Here is a 16,722-nt window from a genome sequence, read left to right as displayed (position 1 = left end):
AGGGACGAGGGCGCGCCGGCCGCTGCGGGCTGAAGCATCGTCCGGCCCTGGACGGACCGGACCTCGGCTTCTTTATGCCCGCTGCGACCGGCACGCCCTCATCCCTGCTGCAGCGGGTGTGCAGGCGGCCGCCGGCGCATCCACGGAGGGGGTGGGGGGCCGGCCACTGCGGGCATAAAGAAGCTGAAGGTCGGGCCGAAGGGACCGGCCCAAGCTTCAGCCCGTCGTGGCCGGCCCCCCGCCCCCTCTGCCACCCCGAAGCAGCGAGGCGCAATCCACCGCCACCCAGCGGAAAGCCGATCCGTTTCATTTCAGGCTCACACCATAGAACTGGTTCAGACCGAAGGGGCTCATCTTGTAGCCCTCGACGTTCTTCAGCATCGGGTAGTAGACGACCGAGTGCGCCAGCGGCACCCAGGGCGCTTCGCGCTTGAAGACCTGCTGCGCCTGCTCGTAAAGCTTGGTGCGCTCGGCCAGCACGGTGGTCTGCTTGGCCTTGGTGATCAGGCCGTCGAACTCCTTGTCGCACCACTGTCCGTAGTTGGAGCCGCCAACGCCGGAGCAACTGAGCAGATTGCCCATGAAGTTGTCCGGGTCGCCGTTGTCACCGGTCCAGCCGAACATGCCGATATCGCTCTCGCCCGCCTTGGCCCGCTTCAGGTACTCGGCCCATTCGTACTTCTGGATCTTGGCCTTGATGCCGACCTTGGCCAGATCGGCCTGTATCAGCTCGGCCATCTGCTGGCCGTTCGGGTTGTAGGGCCGCTGCACCGGCAGGGCCCATAGCGTGGTCTCGAAGCCGTTCGGAAAGCCCGCCCTGGCCAGCAGGGCCTTGGCCGCCACCGGGTCATGGGCATAGTCCTTGACCGCCTTGTTGTAGGACCACATCGTCGGCGGAATCGGGTTCTTCGCCACCTCGCCGGTGCCCTGGTAGACGGCCTCGACCAGCGACTTCTTGTTGATGGCCATATTGATGGCGCGCCGCACATCGGCATTGTCAAAGGGCTTGTGCGCCACGTTCAGGGTCAGGTAGCCGACGTTGAGCCCCTGCAGCTGCATCAGCTTGACCTTGGCCTCCTTCTTCAAGACCTCAACCTCGGCCGGCTTCGGATAGGAGGAGATATGGCACTCGCCGGCCTTCAGCTTTTGCATGCGCACGGCCGAGTCCTTGGTGATGGCGAACACCAGGTTGTCGATCGGCGCCTTGCCACGCCAGTAACCGGGGAAGGCGGCGTAGCGAATCTGCGCGTCCTTCTCGTAGCGCCTGAACACAAAGGGGCCGGTGCCGACCGGCTTGTTGTTCAGCTCGGCGGCCTGGCCGGCCTTCATCAACTGCTCGGCGTACTCTGCCGAGTGGATGGAGGCAAAGTCCATCGCGAGATTCGCCAGAAAGGCCGCATCGACGCTCTTCAGCGTGATGCGCAGGCTCATCGCATCAGGCTTTTCCAGCTTGACGATATTGGCCGGCAGGCCCATGTCATTGGCGTACTCGTAGGATGCAGGGGCCGCCTTGTGGAAGGCATTCTCCTTGTTGATCATGCGGTCGAGGCTGAACAGCGCATCGTCGGCATTGAAATCGCGCGTCGGCTTGAAAGTCTCGCTGCTGTGGAACTTCACGCCACGGCGAAGCTTGAAGCTGTAGACCAGGCCGTCGGGGCTGACGGTCCAGCTCTCTGCCAGGCCGGGCACCACCGTCGTGCCGCCGCGCTCGAACTCCACCAGACGGTTGAATATCGTCTGCGAGCTGGCGTCCATGGTCGTGCCGGCGGTGTAGCGCGCGGGGTCGAAGCCCTCGGGGCTGGCCTCGGAGCAGTAGATCAGGGTGGTCGCCGCCTGGGCGCCGACGGTAGCCAGGGCCAGGGCGGACAGGGCAAAAAATGCGTTCAATTTGGACCGCTTGTTCATGCAATCGCTCCCGGGGATGTGTCATGTGGTGCCGCAGTCTAGGACCATTGATTGACACCACTGTCAGGGATTACTACTGATTGCACAAAGCGTGCCCGTCACCGCCTCAGGGGCAGATGGCTCTGCTTCAGCTGCCTCAGCACAAAGCTGGACTTGCTGTGCCGTATGCCCGGAATCTTGTACAGCCGCTCGCGCAGCAGCCGCTCGTAGTCTCGCGTGTCACTGACGGCGATGCGGATGAAGTAGTCGTAGTCGCCCGAGACCAGAAAGGCCTCCAGCACCTCGGGTATGCCCTCGAGCGCGCGGCCGAAGTTGAACAGGGCCTCATCCGAATGGCTGTCCAAAGTGACGTGGACGATGACGGTGTCCGACAGCCCCACGGCCGCGGCATTGACGCGCACCGAATAGCCCTCGATCACCCCCGCCTCCTCCATGCGCTTGACGCGGGTCCAGCAGGGCGAGCTGGTCAGGCCGACCTTGGCGCTGAGCTCGGCGAGGCTGATGCGCGCGTCCTGCTGCAGCGTTTCCAGTATGGAAATATCGAACTTGTCGAGTTTCATGCTGCAATTATGCAGTTCAACAGAAATTCCTCCCGAACATTCAAAAATCGTCGAAAAACAAAGAAACCTTTGCCGAGGCTATCTGGGCACAGTAGCGCACATGAATGCCCTGCTCGAATCCCCCGCCCTGCCCGCCCTCCCCGAGGTTCCCGTCCAGCGCCAAGCCAATGGCGCCGACGCCCTGATCGCCACCCTGCTGAACCTGGGCGTCGACACCGTGTTCGGCTACCCCGGCGGCGCGGTGCTGCCCCTGTACGACGCCCTGCATGCCGAGCCCCGGCTGCGCCACATCCTGGTGCGCCACGAGCAGGCAGCGGTGCATGCGGCCCAGGGCTATGCGCGCACGACGGGTCGGGTCGGCGTCGTGTTCGTCACCTCGGGCCCGGGCATGAGCAACACCACCACCGGCCTGCTCGACGCGCTGTGCGACTCCATTCCCGTGCTGTGCATCAGCGGCCAGGTGGCGACCACGGCCATAGGCACCGATGCCTTCCAAGAGTGCGACGCCATCGGCATCTCGCGTCCGGTGACCAAATGGAATGCCCAGGTGCTGAGGGTCGATGAGCTGAGCGCAACGATTGCGCGGGCCCATGCGACGGCCGCCGCCGGCCGGCCCGGTCCGGTGCTGGTCGATGTGCCCAAGGACGTGCAGCTGGCGCCGCTGGCAGCCGCGCCACAGGGTCGGGTCTTGATGCCTGACCTGCCCGCCGTGCCGCATAAGCAGGTGCTTGCCGCGCTTGAGTTGCTGAGCCAGGCCAGGCGCCCGATCTTCTACGGCGGCGGCGGCCTGATCAATTCAGGTGCAGCCGCCTGCGACGCCTTCAAGCGCCTGGTGCAGATCAGCGGCGCGCCCTGCGCCCTGACCCTGATGGGCCTCGGTGCCTACCCGGCCTCGGACCCGCAGTTCCTCGGCATGCTGGGCATGCACGGCACGCTGGAGGCCAATCTTGCCATGCATCATGCGGACCTGGTGGTCTGCGTCGGCGCCCGCTTCGATGACCGCGTCACCGGCCGGCTGGATGCCTTCTGCCCTGGCGCGAAGGTCATTCACCTGGACATTGACACGCGCTCCATCGGCAAGGTCGTCAAGGCCGATGTCGGCCTGCTCGGTGACTGCCATGCCAGCCTGCTGGCCCTGCTGAACGCGTGGGACCAGCGCGACGCGACGAAGGCAGATCTCGCCAGCTGGTGGTTGCGCATCGAGGGCTGGCGCGCCGAGCAGTCACTGGGCTTTGAAGACAGCGCCGAACACATCGTGCCGCAAGCCCTGATGAGCCGCCTGCAGCATCAGCTGCAGGGCCGTGATGCCATCGTCGCCACCGATGTCGGCCAGCACCAGATGTGGGCCGCCCAGCACATCAGGCTGGAGCGCCCGGGCCGCTGGCTCAGCTCCGGCGGCGCCGGCACCATGGGCTATGGACTGCCGGCGGCGATCGGCGCGCAGATCGCGCACCCGGACGCACTGGTGGTATGCGTCAGCGGTGATGCGTCGATACTGATGAACATCCAGGAGCTCAGCACCGCCACCCAGCACCGCACGCCGGTCAAGGTGGTGCTCAGCAACAACGGCTATATGGGCATGGTGCGCCAGTGGCAGGAGTTGATACACGGCGGCCGCTACAGCCACAGCTACACCGAGGCCCTGCCCGATTTCGTGGCCCTGGCCAGGGCCTTCGGCTGGCAGGCCGCAAGGGTGGACCGGCGCGAGGATCTGGACGCCGCTCTGCAGGCCTGCCTGGAATCAGACACTGCGTATTTCCTTGACGTGCGCGTGGCCGCCGAGGAGAACTGCTTCCCGATGATCCCGGCCGGCGCCGGCCATCACGAGATCATGCTGCGCAAGTGAAAAAGTCCTCAGCGCGCTTGAAGCACGCTGAGGACCGGATGTTGGCGACGGTGCCGACACTGGATCACTGTCGTTCTGCTTGGTGCGGATGCACTGGCTCGCCTCACCACCGTCGATTCCATAGTAGGTCGCGCCATTCGCGTCCGAAACCCCCTGCTTGGGGGGCACCGGGTCAGATCGGTTTACAAATTCACGCTGCGCGGCGGGCAGGAGCGCCAATTGCTCTGTGATGGCGCGCGGGCGCAATCCGTGGCCGCGCCCCGCCCCAGGAGATCAACAGCATGACCAAACCCAAGCTCACCCAGCAAGACTTCCCGCTCTCCTTCGGCGCCTTTGCGCCGGTGGACTATGTGGTGGTGGCCCTGCCGGACGAGGCAGCCACCGAGGCCTTGATGGCCGACTTGGATGGGGCGGGGTTTGCGCCCGAAGATATCGTGCGTCACAGCGCTGCAGACATGGCTCAGCACCTGAAGGCGCTACTTCCCGATGTCAGCGGTGCGGCAGGGTTTGGCTCCGAGGCTCATTACATGAGCAACTATTACGCGCTGGCCGAAGCGGGTTGCCCCTGGTTGCTGGTCCATGCGCCGGAGACGGAGCAAGAGACGCGGGTGGCCGCGCTGGCCAGAGACCGCGGCGCCAAGGTGGCCAACAAGTACAACATGCTGACCCTGGAAGAACTACTCTGACGGCCCCCTTGCTCCGCGATCGCCAGGCGCGCGGCGCAGGCTCTATAGTCCGCCCATGCCGCGCCTGACCGACATTGGAGTCCTACCCTCCACAACTGAAAGCAAGCCCTCCCGCATCAAGGGCCAGGTGCAGCCGGCGGCACGCTTTGCGTTGACGGTGGCCCCGTCGGTCATTGATGGCCTGGGCGTTTTTGCCGCCGAGCCAATACCGGCGCGGCGCAAACTTGGCGAGCTGCGCGGCGAGAGCATTTCGGTCACGGAGGCCAGACGCCGGGCCAAGGGCCGCGAGCGCATCCACATCGTCGAGATCAGCGACAAGCGTGCCATCGACGCGACGGACTCAACGGACGCGGTGCGGCAGATTAACCATTCTTGCGGGCCCAATGCGGTGCTGCGCATACGTCAGGGCCGGGTCGAGTTCTATGCGCTGCGCGACATCGTGATTGGCGAGGAAGTCACCGTGCACTACGGCGAGAGCCACCACGAAGGCCGGCTGCGTTGCCGCTGCGGCGCAGCCAATTGCAGCGGCAGGCTCTAGTCAACGCAAGCTCGCATTGAGTCGGGCCAGAGCCGCCTCCCCGGGGCACAGTACCGCTTCGTCCAGCGCATTCAAGGGCCGCGCCGAGGTGTTCAGCGCCTCGTGCAGATCGCCGGCCTCGGCTTCGACATACAGCAGGCCGGTCACCACCTCACCCTGGGCCTGCAGCGCCTGCACATGGGACATGGCCGCCACGCGGTCGGTCGGGTCGTAGTCGGCGTGGAGCTTGCGCAGGCGCAAAACGGTGCCGTCATGCTGCTCGACATCGACAAAGCCACCGGGCTCGACCTCGGCCGTGATCTCGTTGCGCGGGCTGATGAAGTCGATGCGGCTGACCGCCTCGTTGTGCTCGCGCACATAGTCGTAGCTGCGCGTGCTGCCGGCATGGTTGTTGAAGGCCACGCAGGGGCTGATGACGTCGATGAAGGCGGCACCCCGGTGGGCGATCGCGCCCTTGATCAGCGGCACCAGCTGCTCCTTGTCGCCCGAGAAGCTGCGCGCCACATAGGTCGCACCGAGCTGCAGGGCCATGCCGATCAGGTCCACCGGCGCATCGGGGTTGACGACCCCCTTCTTGGACTTGGAGCCCCGGTCGGCGGTGGCCGAGAACTGGCCCTTGGTCAGGCCGTAGACACCGTTGTTCTCGACGATATAGACCATGTTGACGCCGCGGCGCATCACATGGGCGAACTGGCCCAGGCCGATCGAGGCCGAGTCGCCGTCACCCGACACGCCCAGGTAGAGCAGATCGCGATTGGCCAGATTGGCGCCGGTCAGCACCGAGGGCATGCGGCCATGCACGGTGTTGAAGCCGTGCGAGGCGCCCAGAAAGTAGTCGGGCGTCTTGCTGCTGCAGCCGATGCCCGACAGCTTGGCGACGCGATGCGGCTCGACGTCCAGCTCCCAGCAGGCCTGGATGATGGCCGCCGAGATCGAGTCATGACCGCAGCCGGCGCACAGGGTGGAGACCCGGCCCTCGTAGTCGCGCCGCGTGTAGCCGACCCGGTTGCGGGCCAGGGTCGGGTGGTGCAGTTTCGGTTTGGCGAGATAGGTCATGGTGTCTCGATGAGATTCAGTCGTCCGAACCAACCTGGCGCAAGGGCTTCACGGCCATCGCGTGCACCTGGCGCGTGATCGCCGCGGTGATGAAGCGGGCGGTGATCGGCGTGCCGTCGTAATGCAGCACCGCGATCAGCACCGCCGGGTTGATCTCCAGCTCGTTGATCAGCAGCGTGCGCAGCTGGCCGTCGCGGTTCTGCTCGACAACGAAGGTGCTGTCATGGGCGGCGATGAACTGCGCCACCGAGTCCGGGAACGGGAAGGCGCGCAGCCGCATCGCGTCCACATGGATGCCCGCCTCGCTCAAGGCCTCCAGTGCCTCGCCCATCGCCGGGCTGGTGGAACCGAAATACAGCACGCCCAGCCGCGTCGGCTGCTCGGATCTGAGCAGCACCGGTTGCGGCACCAGCTTGGCGGCGGTATCGAACTTGGTCAGCAGGCGGTGCACGTTGTACAGATAGTCGGGGCCGGCCTCGGAGTAGCGGGCGTAGGCGTCTCGCGTCGTGCCGCGGGTGAAGTAGGCGCCCTTGCTCGGGTGAGTGCCCGGCAAGGTGCGCCAGGGGATGCCGTCACCGTCCACGTCCTTGTAGCGGCCGAAGTCGCGGCCGGCCTCGAGCTCTTCGGACGTCATCACCTTGCCGCGGTCCAGCCTTCGTTCGTCGTCCCACTCGAAGGGCTCGCTGAGGCGCTGGTTCATGCCGATGTCCAGATCGGTCATCAGGAACACCGGGGTCTGCAGGCGGTCGGCCAGGTCCAATGCCGCGGCGGCATGGTCGAAGCATTCCTTCGGGTCTTCAGGGAACAGCAGCACATGCTTGGTGTCGCCATGCGAGGCATAGGCGCAGCTCAGCAGATCGGCCTGCTGCGTGCGCGTGGGCATGCCGGTGCTGGGGCCGCCGCGCTGCACATTGATGATGGTGACCGGTATCTCGGCGAAATAGGCCAGGCCGATGAACTCGGTCATCAGCGAGACACCAGGCCCCGAGGTGGCGGTGAAGGCCCGCGCGCCATTCCAGCCGGCGCCGACGACCATGCCGATCGAGGCGATCTCGTCCTCGGCCTGGACGATGGCGTAGTGGTGCGTGCCCGTGGCCTTGTCGACCCGGTACTTGGCGCAGTACTTCTGAAAGGCCTCGGCCACCGAGCTCGACGGCGTGATCGGGTACCAGGCCGCCACCGTCGCGCCGCCGTACACACAGCCCAGCGCCGCCGCGCTATTGCCATCGACAAAGATCTTGTCGCCCACCGCGTCGCGGGGCTCCACCCGCAGGCCGACCTGGCCGGCCAGATGCTCCTGCGCAAAGTCGCGGCCCAGTTGCAAGGCCTGCATATTGGACGCCAGCAGCTTCTCCTTGCCGACATACTGCTCGGAGAACAGCTTCCGGATCTGCTCGGCGTCGATATTCAGCAGCACCGACAGCGCGCCGACATAGACGATGTTCTTGAACAGCTGGCGCTGGCGCGGATCGGCATAGGTGGCGTTGCAGATCGCCGTCAGTGGCATGCCGATCACATGCACGTCGTCGCGGAAGGCCGACTTTGGCAGCGGCTTGGTGCTGTCATAGAACAGATAGCCGCCGGGCTCCAGCTCGGCCACGTCCTGGGCCCAGGTCTGCGGGTTCATCGCCACCATCATGTCGATGCCGCCGCGCCGTCCCAGATGGCCCGCCTCGCTGACCCGCACCTCGTACCAGGTCGGCAGGCCCTGGATATTGCTGGGGAAGATATTGCGCGGGCTCACCGGCACGCCCATGCGCAGGATCGCCTTGGCGAACAGCTCGTTGGCCGAGGCCGAACCCGAGCCGTTGACATTGGCGAACTTGATGACGAAGTCGTTGACCGCCTCAAGCCGCTTCATGCCATCACTCCCATCGCCGAGTCTCGGCATGCGGGGCCCGCCTTCGTGGTGTTGAGCAGGAACTTCTGCATGTCCCAGGCCCCGGTCGGACAGCGCTCGGCGCACAGGCCGCAGTGCAGGCAGACGTCCTCGTCCTTGACCATCACGCGGCCGGTCTTCAGCTCGGGCGACACATACAGCGCCTGGCTGGTGTTCAGCGCCGGGGCCTTCAGCCGCGTGCGCAGCTCCCCCTCCTCGCCATTGGCGGTGAAGGTGATGCAGTCGGTCGGGCAGATATCGACGCAGGCATCGCATTCGATGCAGGCCGGCGGCGAAAACACCGTTTCGACATCGCAGTTCAGGCAGCGCTGCGCCTCCTTGAAGGCGGTGGCCGCATCGAAGCCCAGCTCGACCTCGACCTTGATGCTGGCCAGGGCCTTGGCCGCATTGGCCCAGGGCACCTTGAAGCGGTCGTCATTGGACACCGCGTTGTCATAGCTCCACTCGTGAATGCCCATCTTCTGCGACACGAGATTGAACTGCGGCGGCGGGCGCTGGCTCAGGGCCTCGCTGTGCAGCAAGCGGTCTATGGACACCGCCGCCTCATGGCCGTGGGCCACCGCCGTGATGATGTTCTTGGGCCCGAAGGCCGCGTCACCACCAAAGAAGACCTGGGGCAGCGAGGCCTGGAAGGTCTGGGCGTCCAGCACCGGCAGCCCCCATTTGTCGAAGTCAATGCCGCTGTCCCGCTCGATCCAGGGGAAGGCATTCTCCTGGCCCACGGCCAGCAGCACGTCATCGCATTCGAAGAAGGCATCGGGCTCACCGGTGGGCACCAGGCTGCGCCGGCCCTGTTCGTCATAGCGGGCCGCGACGATCTCGAAGCTCATGCCCACCAGCTGCCCGCTGGTATGCACAAAGGCCTTGGGCACATGGAAGTTGATGATGGGTATGCCCTCGTGCTGCGCATCCTCCTTCTCCCAGGGCGAGGCCTTCATCTCCTCGAAGCCGCTGCGCACGATCACCTTGACGTCATCGGCGCCCAGGCGCCGCGCCGAGCGGCAGCAGTCCATCGCCGTGTTGCCGCCGCCGAGCACGATCACCCGCCTGCCGATCTTGTCCACATGGCCGAAGGACACCGAGGACAGCCAGGCTATGCCGATATGGATGTGGCCGGCGGCCTCATGGCGGCCCGGGATGTCCAGGTCGCGGCCGCGCGGCGCACCGCAACCGACGAACACCGCGTCATAGCCCTCGGCCAGCAGGGCCTTCATCGAATCGACCCGGGTGCCGCTGCGGAACTGCACGCCGAGGTCGAGGATGTAGCCGGTCTCCTCGTCTATCACCGACTCGGGCAGGCGAAAGCGCGGAATCTGTGTGCGGATGAAGCCTCCCGCCTTGGCCTCGCCATCGAACACGGTCACCTCATAGCCCAAGGGGGCCAGGTCGCGCGCCACCGTCAGCGAGGCCGGGCCGGCGCCTATGCAGGCGATGCGCTTGCCATTGCGGGCGGCAACTTCGGGCATGCGGCCGTGAACGTCATCCTTGAGATCGGCAGCGACACGCTTCAAGCGGCATATGGCCACCGGTTCAGGCTTGTCGCCGTTGTTTTCCTCGACCCGGCCTCGCCGGCAGGCTGGCTCGCAGGGCCGGTCACAGGTGCGGCCCAGGATGCCGGGGAAGACATTGGACGCCCAGTTCACCATATAGGCGTCGGCGTAGCGCCCCGCGGCAATCATCCGTATGTATTCGGGCACCGGGGTGTGGGCCGGGCAGGCCCACTGGCAGTCAACGACTTTGTGGAAGTAGGACGGGTCGGCAAGCTCGGTCGATCGCATGCAGTCTCCTGTGCGGGGCTGCCGACCGTGACCCTACAGAGCGGTGACGTGCCGTGCCCTCTGGCACAAATACTACGCCCACATTCGGTGCGCCGGCACTGGCGGCAACCCTTGGCGCCGCCTCAACATATCAAGCATGCCCGCCCGGCAGCTTGAAGCGCCTCACCACATCGGCCAGCGCATGGGCCTGCACCTTCAGGCTGTCCGAGGCGGCGGCCGATTCTTCAACCAACGCAGCGTTCTGCTGCGTCATCTGATCCAGATGGGTGACCGAGGTATTGACCTGGCCTATGCCCATCGACTGCTCGGTGGCCGCACCGGTGATCTCCTCGATGATGGTGCTGACGCGCTGCACCGAGCTGACGATGTCGGCCATGGTCTGGCCGGCCTCACCGACCAGTTGCGAGCCCTGGCCCACCTTGTCCACCGAGTCGCCGATCAGGGTCTTGATCTCCTTGGCGGCCTGGGCGCTGCGCTGGGCCAGGCTGCGCACCTCGGCGGCCACCACGGCGAAGCCACGACCCTGCTCACCGGCCCGGGCGGCCTCGACGGCTGCATTCAACGCCAGGATATTCGTCTGGAAGGCGATGCCATCGATCACGCCGATGATGTCGACGATGCGCTTGGACGAGCTGTTGATGTCGTCCATCGTCGCCACCACTCGGGACACGACCTGCCCCCCGCGCGCGGCCACCTCGGCGGCCGACACGGCCAGCGTACTGGCGGTCTTGGACGAGGCCTCGGATTGCTTGACCGTGGCCGTGATCTGCTCCATCGCCGCGGCCGTCTGCTGCAGGCTGCTGGCCGCCTCCTCGGTGCGCGAGGACAGGTCCAGGCTGCCGGCAGCGATTTCGCCGCTGGCGGTGGTGATCGATTCGGTGGACTGGCGCACCTGGCTGACCATGGCGCCCAGCGAGCCCTGCATCTGCTCCAGGCTGCTCATCACCTCGCTGACCTCGTCCTGACCCTCCACGGTGATGCGCTGAGACAGGTCACCGTCTGCGATGCTCTGGGTGGCGGCGGCCACCAGGCGCAGCGGCTGGGTCACCGAGCGGGTGATGAACCAGGCGCTGGTGGCACCCATCGCCACGCTGGCCAGGGCCAGCAGCAGCAGCATGGTCTTGACCCGGCTGGATTCGGCATGCGATGCGGCGATAGCCGCAGCGGCCAGTTCGCGCTCGTAGACCTGGAACGTATCGATGGCGGCCAGATAGCCCGCTGCAGCGGGCAGCAGCTTGGCGTCTATCTGCGTCTGCGCCTCTGCCGCATCGCCACCCGCCTTGAGCTGGGTCAGGATCTCGTCGCGCATGGCGATATAGCTCTTGCGCTTGGCGCCGATCTCGGCAAACAGGGCCTTGGCCTTGTCGGTGTGCAGCTCGGCTTCGAGCGCCTTCTGCACCGCGCTGATGCGCTCGGTGGTTGACTTCATCATCGGGTTCATGAAGGCCGTCAGCTGCGGGTTGGCGCCGGACTTGGCGATCGCCAGGGTGCGCGCCACGTTCAGCTGGGTCAGGCCTTCCCACTCATCGGTCCTGGACACCAGGGACTGGGCCTCCACCACGCTGTCCATGCGCGCATTCATCTTGTTGATGCCCACATAGGCCACCGCCACCAGCACGGCCAACAGCAGCAGCACGGCACCGAAGCCGAAGCCCAGACGCGGGCCCAGCTTGATTCTGTTGAGCTTCATGCCGGTACCTTTCCGAAGTTGAATGCCAGCCAAGCATAGGCCGATACGCACCACGCGTGGGCGTTTTTTCGCCACAAGCGACCTGACCCCGACCCGCAGGCCCACCCCATTCGCAGTGTCCAAGTGATGCCACCAGCCACGGTCGCCTGGGTTACTATTTCCCTGCACCTGTCGTCGCCCACGGTTGGGCGCAGAGCGAACCGCGGGCTGAGTCTGAGTCCTCTTTCAGAGTCGCCACTCATGTATTCGAGCCTCACCCCGCACAGCTTCCTCGGTCTCGCGCTGATTGCCAGCAGCAGCCTGGGCACGCTGCATCCGGCCCTGGCCGCCGAGCCGCCGGCATCCGGCGACTGGAACTACCGGGTCGCCCCGGGCGACACCCTGATCGGCTTGCAGCAGCGCTTTCTGCAGCCCCCGGCCGACTGGCGCGGCCTGCAGAGACTCAACCGTGTGGCCAATCCACGCCGGCTGATGCCGGGCAGCAGCCTGCGCATGCCGGTGGCCTGGCTGCGGCAGGATGCCACCGTGGCCGAGGTCGTCCATGTGCAGGGACAGGTCGGCCTGCAGCGCGGCCAGGCGCCGGCCAGCGCAGTGGCGGTCGGTGACAAGCTACTCACCGGAGACGCCCTGCAGGCCCCGGCCGAAGGTTCGCTGACCCTGCGTTTCGCCGATGGCTCGCGCCTGCTGGTGCGGCCGCAGACCCGAATGGTGCTTGAGCGCCTGATGGCCTATGGGCAGAGCGAGGTGCATGACACCCGGCTACAGCTACAACAGGGCAGCCTGGACTCGCAGGTGCTGCCGCGCGCCGGCGGTCTGCGCAGCTACCAGATCAGGACGCCTACCGTGACGCTGGGCGTGCGCGGCACCGACTTCCGCGCCCAGGCCGACGCCCAGGGTGCCAGCCTGGAGGTGCTGGAGGGCAGGGTGGCGGCCAGCGACGGCAGCGCCAAGCCCGGCGCCGAGCGCCTTGTCGAGGCCGGCTACGGCCTGCGCGCCCAGGCCGGACAGGCCCCGGGCATGCCGGCCAAGCTGCTGCCTGCACCTTCGCTGCAGGGCCTGCCCGCTCTGCTGGAGCGGGTGCCGCTGCGCTTTGCCTGGCCTGCGCTGAGTGGCGCCACGGCCTATCGCGCCCAGGTCACCGAGCCCGAAGGTGGCCTGCTGCTGGATGGCCGCTTCGACACCCCGGCCGCGCGCTGGGCCGATCTGCCCGATGGCCACTACCGCCTTCGCGTGCGCGGCATCGATGCCATCGGCCTGGAAGGGCTGGATGCCGGTCAGCCCTTCCGCCTGAAGGCCCGCCCCGAACCCCCCTTCATCAGCCAGCCGGCGGCGAATGCCAAGGTCTATGGCGACAGCGCCACCCTGGCCTGGACCCGTTCCACCGCCGCCGCCCGCTACCACCTGCAGCTGTCGGACAGCGGCGACTTCGGCAAGCCCCGGCTGGATCTGACCGACCTCACGGCCACCGAGCACCGCCTCGCGCTGCCGCCCGGCAGCTACCACTGGCGCGTGGCCAGCATACGCGCCGATGGGGACCATGGCCCCTTCGGCGACGCGCAAGCCTTCACCCAGAAGCCGGTGCCCCCCAGCCCGGCGCTGCAGGCGCCACAGATCAGCGGCGATAACCTGCTCCTGCGCTGGCAGGCCCAGGAGCCCGGCACACGCTTCGAATTCCAGCTCGCGGGTGACGCCGAGTTCAAGCAGGTCCTGCAGCAGCAGTCCAGTGCCGAACACCAGATCACGCTGGCCAAGCCACCTGCCGGCATCTACTTCCTGCGCGTGCGCAGCATCGACGCCGACGGCTTCGTCGGCCCCTTCGGCGGCACGCAGCAGATCGAGATCCCGCGCTCGCCTTGGTGGTTGGCCGCGCCGCTGCTGCTCCTGTTGCTGGCGCTCTGAAGCCGCCACCATGCGCGAACCCGAGGGTCCGGACCCTGCAGCCTCTCCCTCGGCGGCAGGGTCGCGCCTTGGCATGGCCTGGGTGCCGCTGGGCGCCCTGCTGCTGACCGGCCTGCTCTGGCTGAGCCCCTGGCAGCGCAATGCCTCGGCCTGGCTGGCGGATGCCCAGGCGCGCCTGCTGGCCCGGCCCGCGGCGCTGCAGGACCTGGTGGTGGTGGACATCGACGAGGCTTCGCTGCAGCAGCTCAAGCCCTATCTGGGCGCCTGGCCCTACCGGCGTGACGCCTATGCGCTGGTTGTCGACTACCTGCGCGAGGCCGGCGCCAAGCTGATCGTCATCAACATCGTGTTTGCCGACGAACGCGAGGGCGACGCCGCGCTGCGCCGGACCCTGCAGGCGCCGGGCGCGCCGGTGCTGCTGGCCGCGCGCAGCCTGCTACAGCCACTGGAGACCGAGTCGACCCATGCCCAGCGGATGGAGCGGGTGTCTCGCCCGGCGACCGATGGCACACCCGCGATGCACTGGCCGGGCCTGCTGCTGCCCGCCGACTCACTGTTGCTGGCACCGCCCGGCGTGATATCGGCGCCGCTGGATGCCGATGGTCTGCTGCGCCGCCTGCCGGTGCTGCACCAGGTCGAGGCCTTTGGTCTCAGCCGGGTGCTGCCGGCCCTGCCGGTGGCCGTGCACCTGCGGCTGCAGGCCGAGGTCGAACCGGTCTACCGGCCCGGCCGCTTTCTGGTCAAGGACCGTGACTGGCCGGTGGACGAGGCCGGCATGGCAGCCATCGCCCCGCCCTCGAATGCCCGCGAGCTGACCCAGTTGCCCTTTGCCCAGCTGGCCCAGGCGGCGCTGGGCACGCCGCTGGGCAGCGTAAGCGATCTGCCGACCCGGGCCGCGTTCAAGGATCGCATCGTCTTCATCGGCAGCAGCGCCCTGTCGGGCGACGGCGTGATGACGCCGGCCGGCCAGTTCTCCGGCACCGCCTGGCTGGCCCTGGCCTACGCCCAGCTGCGCGAGGGTCGGGTCATGCGCCCACCCGACCGGGCCGCCGACAGCCTGCTGCTGGCCCTGGCCCTGCTGCCCGCGCTGAACCTGTGGCGACGCGGCCGGCCGGACTCGCGGCATGATGCGGTGGCCGCCGGCCTGGCACTGACGGCCGTGGCGGGCCTGAGCCTGGGCGCGCTGGCCTGGCTGCAATGGCAGACGCAGCCGCTCCCCCCTCTGCTGCTGATCGCCAGCGGCGGCCTGCTCGCGGCCCTGGCCCAGCAGCGCCACACCCAGGCGCAGAACCTGCTGCTGGCCCAGCAGCGCACCGTGGCCGAGGCGGCCAACCGCGCCAAGACCGAGTTCCTGGCCAATATGAGTCACGAGTTGCGCACCCCGCTGAACGGCGTGATCGGCGCAGCCCAGCTGCTGCAGGACCAGGGCGATGACCCGCAGCGCCGCCAGGAGCTGGTCGACATCATCCGTTTCAGTGGCGCCAGCCTGCTGGACATGATTGACAGCGTGCTCGATCTCGCCCGCATCGAGGCCGGGGTGCTGGAACTCAGCGCCAGCGACTTCAATCTGGCCGATTGCGTCGAGGCGGCCGTGGCCACCGCCGCCGTGCCGGCGCGCGGCAAGGGCGTGCAGATGGCATGCATCCTGGCGCCCGAGTTGGAGCCCTGGCGCCATGGCGACGCCGCCCGGCTGCGCCAGGTGCTTCTGAACCTGCTGGGCAATGCCGTCAAGTTCACGCTGCGCGGCGAGGTGGTGCTGCGCATCAGCGCCGGTGATGCAAGCCCCGAGCAGCTGCGTTTCGAGATCAGCGACACAGGCATCGGCATGGACGAGGCGGCGCTGGCCCGCGTGTTCGAGCCCTTCCGCCAGGCCGATGCCGGCACCAAGAAGCGCTTCGGCGGCTCCGGCCTGGGCCTGACCATCTGCCGCCGCGTGGTGCTGAACATGGGCGGGCAGATAGCGGTCAGCAGTACACCGGGCCAGGGCTCGACCTTCAGCGTCAGCTTGCCGCTGCCGCTGGCCGCCACGCCGGTGCCCGAAGCCGCGCCGCTGGGCCTGCGCGTGGCCTTTTTCGAGCCCCATGCGCCCTCGGCCGAGGGCCTGGCCAGCCTGCTGCAGCGCATGGGTTGCACGGCGCTGGCCTGTGACTCCGCCGAGCAGCTGCGTGCGCTGTTCGACGGCGTGCCGCCGCACCGGCAGCCTTCCTGGTTGCTGGTCAGCGCCGACAGCCCGCTGGGCCCGCCGCTGCTGGAGGCCGCCGAGCCCTGGCTGGACCCCGAGCGAGTGGTCGGCATGACCCAGGCCGACTGGTACCGCGCCGATGCGGCGCGCGAGCAATTCCGCCTGCCGCGCAGCCTGATCAAGCCGGTGCTGCGCGCCCAGCTGGTCAGCCGCTTCGGTGCCGTGCCGCGCCTGGCCTCCGAGCGGCCGGTCGCAGCGGCAGTCACCGTGCCCAGCCGCATCCTGATCGTCGAGGACGATCTGGTGAACCAGACCATTGTCTCGGCCATGCTCAACCAGGCCGGCTTCCAGACCCTGGTCGCCGGTGACGGGCAGACGGCGCTGCAACTGGTCAACGAGCAGGAGTTCGACCTGCTGCTGATGGACTGGCAGATGCCTGATATGGATGGGCTGGAGGTGACGCGGCGGCTGCGCAACGGCGCCGCCGGGCCGCGCGGCAAGACCGTGCCCATCGTCGCGCTGACGGCCAATGCCTTTGCCGAGGATAGAGCCACCTGCCTGGCCTCGGGCATGAACGACTTCCTGACCAAGCCGGTGGTGGCGAGGGATCTGGTGGCGATGGTGCTGCGCTGGTCCGGCATGAACCGGACTTGACGCGGCCCGTCATACTCGCGGGCTGTCT

11 protein-coding genes are annotated in these 16,722 nt (G+C 67.4%); 5 read left to right on the top strand and 6 right to left on the bottom strand.

The window, feature by feature from the left end; translation table 11 throughout:
- Positions 1-306: 306 nt before the first annotated feature.
- Both DES47_RS24315 and DES47_RS24310 read right to left on the bottom strand, forming a co-directional pair.
- Positions 307-1,905, bottom strand: a complete 1,599-nt coding sequence (locus tag DES47_RS24315; protein WP_133703368.1) for an ABC transporter substrate-binding protein — start codon at positions 1,903-1,905, stop codon at positions 307-309.
- 98 nt (positions 1,906-2,003) lie between these two features.
- The gene (locus DES47_RS24310) at positions 2,004-2,465 is read right to left on the bottom strand and encodes an Lrp/AsnC family transcriptional regulator (protein ID WP_133703367.1); all 462 of its coding nucleotides are present in this window, start codon (positions 2,463-2,465) and stop codon (positions 2,004-2,006) included.
- Positions 2,466-2,565: 100 nt separating this feature from the next.
- Between DES47_RS24310 and ilvB the strand changes: the two genes are divergently transcribed.
- The 3 genes from ilvB (at position 2,566) to DES47_RS24295 (ending at position 5,535) form a co-directional block, all read left to right on the top strand.
- A complete protein-coding gene (gene ilvB, locus DES47_RS24305; RefSeq protein WP_133703366.1) occupies positions 2,566-4,311 on the top strand; it encodes a biosynthetic-type acetolactate synthase large subunit in 1,746 nt (581 codons plus the stop codon).
- Positions 4,312-4,592: 281 nt separating this feature from the next.
- Positions 4,593-4,997, top strand: a complete 405-nt coding sequence (locus tag DES47_RS24300) for a hypothetical protein (RefSeq protein ID WP_133703365.1) — start codon at positions 4,593-4,595, stop codon at positions 4,995-4,997.
- 55 nt (positions 4,998-5,052) lie between these two features.
- On the top strand, positions 5,053-5,535 hold the full coding sequence (locus tag DES47_RS24295) for an SET domain-containing protein (protein ID WP_133703364.1): 483 nt from the start codon (positions 5,053-5,055) through the stop codon (positions 5,533-5,535).
- Here the strand turns inward: DES47_RS24295 and DES47_RS24290 are convergent, their stop codons facing one another.
- From DES47_RS24290 to DES47_RS24275, 4 genes are all read right to left on the bottom strand, one after another.
- Complete coding sequence (locus tag DES47_RS24290; protein ID WP_133703363.1) at positions 5,536-6,591, bottom strand: 2-oxoacid:ferredoxin oxidoreductase subunit beta; 1,056 nt, start codon at positions 6,589-6,591, stop codon at positions 5,536-5,538. It lies immediately after the preceding gene.
- A 16-nt stretch (positions 6,592-6,607) separates the two neighbouring features.
- Positions 6,608-8,452, bottom strand: a complete 1,845-nt coding sequence (locus DES47_RS24285) for a 2-oxoacid:acceptor oxidoreductase subunit alpha (RefSeq protein ID WP_133703362.1) — start codon at positions 8,450-8,452, stop codon at positions 6,608-6,610.
- Positions 8,449-10,269, bottom strand: a complete 1,821-nt coding sequence (locus DES47_RS24280; RefSeq protein ID WP_133703361.1) for an FAD-dependent oxidoreductase — start codon at positions 10,267-10,269, stop codon at positions 8,449-8,451. The genes DES47_RS24285 and DES47_RS24280 overlap by 4 nt, the downstream gene beginning before the upstream one ends.
- Positions 10,270-10,399: 130 nt before the next feature.
- Positions 10,400-11,959 (bottom strand): methyl-accepting chemotaxis protein, encoded by a 1,560-nt coding sequence (locus DES47_RS24275; protein ID WP_133703360.1) that lies wholly within the window; start codon positions 11,957-11,959, stop codon positions 10,400-10,402.
- A gap of 240 nt (positions 11,960-12,199) precedes the next feature.
- Here DES47_RS24275 and DES47_RS24270 point away from each other — a divergent pair, with 240 nt between their 5' ends.
- Positions 12,200-13,858: a FecR family protein gene (locus tag DES47_RS24270; RefSeq protein WP_166652148.1), complete on the top strand. Its 1,659-nt coding sequence runs from the start codon at positions 12,200-12,202 to the stop codon at positions 13,856-13,858.
- A gap of 10 nt (positions 13,859-13,868) precedes the next feature.
- The gene (locus DES47_RS24265) at positions 13,869-16,694 is read left to right on the top strand and encodes a CHASE2 domain-containing protein (RefSeq protein WP_166652147.1); all 2,826 of its coding nucleotides are present in this window, start codon (positions 13,869-13,871) and stop codon (positions 16,692-16,694) included.
- Positions 16,695-16,722: the final 28 nt, after the last annotated feature.

The organism is Roseateles toxinivorans (genome assembly GCF_004362525.1).
Taxonomy (GTDB): Bacteria; Pseudomonadota; Gammaproteobacteria; order Burkholderiales; family Burkholderiaceae_C; genus Paucibacter; species Paucibacter toxinivorans.
This window is presented reverse-complemented; position numbering and strand designations above follow the sequence as displayed.

Bases quoted from the DNA above. Each gene is read 5' to 3' on its own strand.
- DES47_RS24315 (WP_133703368.1), bottom strand. From the start codon at position 1,905: ATGAACAAGCGGTCCAAATTGAACGCATTTTTTGCCCTGTCCGCCCTG.
- DES47_RS24310 (WP_133703367.1), bottom strand. From the start codon at position 2,465: ATGAAACTCGACAAGTTCGATATTTCCATACTGGAAACGCTGCAGCAG.
- ilvB (WP_133703366.1), top strand. From the start codon at position 2,566: ATGAATGCCCTGCTCGAATCCCCCGCCCTGCCCGCCCTCCCCGAGGTT.
- DES47_RS24300 (WP_133703365.1), top strand. From the start codon at position 4,593: ATGACCAAACCCAAGCTCACCCAGCAAGACTTCCCGCTCTCCTTCGGC.
- DES47_RS24295 (WP_133703364.1), top strand. From the start codon at position 5,053: ATGCCGCGCCTGACCGACATTGGAGTCCTACCCTCCACAACTGAAAGC.
- DES47_RS24290 (WP_133703363.1), bottom strand. From the start codon at position 6,591: ATGACCTATCTCGCCAAACCGAAACTGCACCACCCGACCCTGGCCCGC.
- DES47_RS24285 (WP_133703362.1), bottom strand. From the start codon at position 8,452: ATGAAGCGGCTTGAGGCGGTCAACGACTTCGTCATCAAGTTCGCCAAT.
- DES47_RS24280 (WP_133703361.1), bottom strand. From the start codon at position 10,269: ATGCGATCGACCGAGCTTGCCGACCCGTCCTACTTCCACAAAGTCGTT.
- DES47_RS24275 (WP_133703360.1), bottom strand. From the start codon at position 11,959: ATGAAGCTCAACAGAATCAAGCTGGGCCCGCGTCTGGGCTTCGGCTTC.
- DES47_RS24270 (WP_166652148.1), top strand. From the start codon at position 12,200: ATGTATTCGAGCCTCACCCCGCACAGCTTCCTCGGTCTCGCGCTGATT.
- DES47_RS24265 (WP_166652147.1), top strand. From the start codon at position 13,869: ATGCGCGAACCCGAGGGTCCGGACCCTGCAGCCTCTCCCTCGGCGGCA.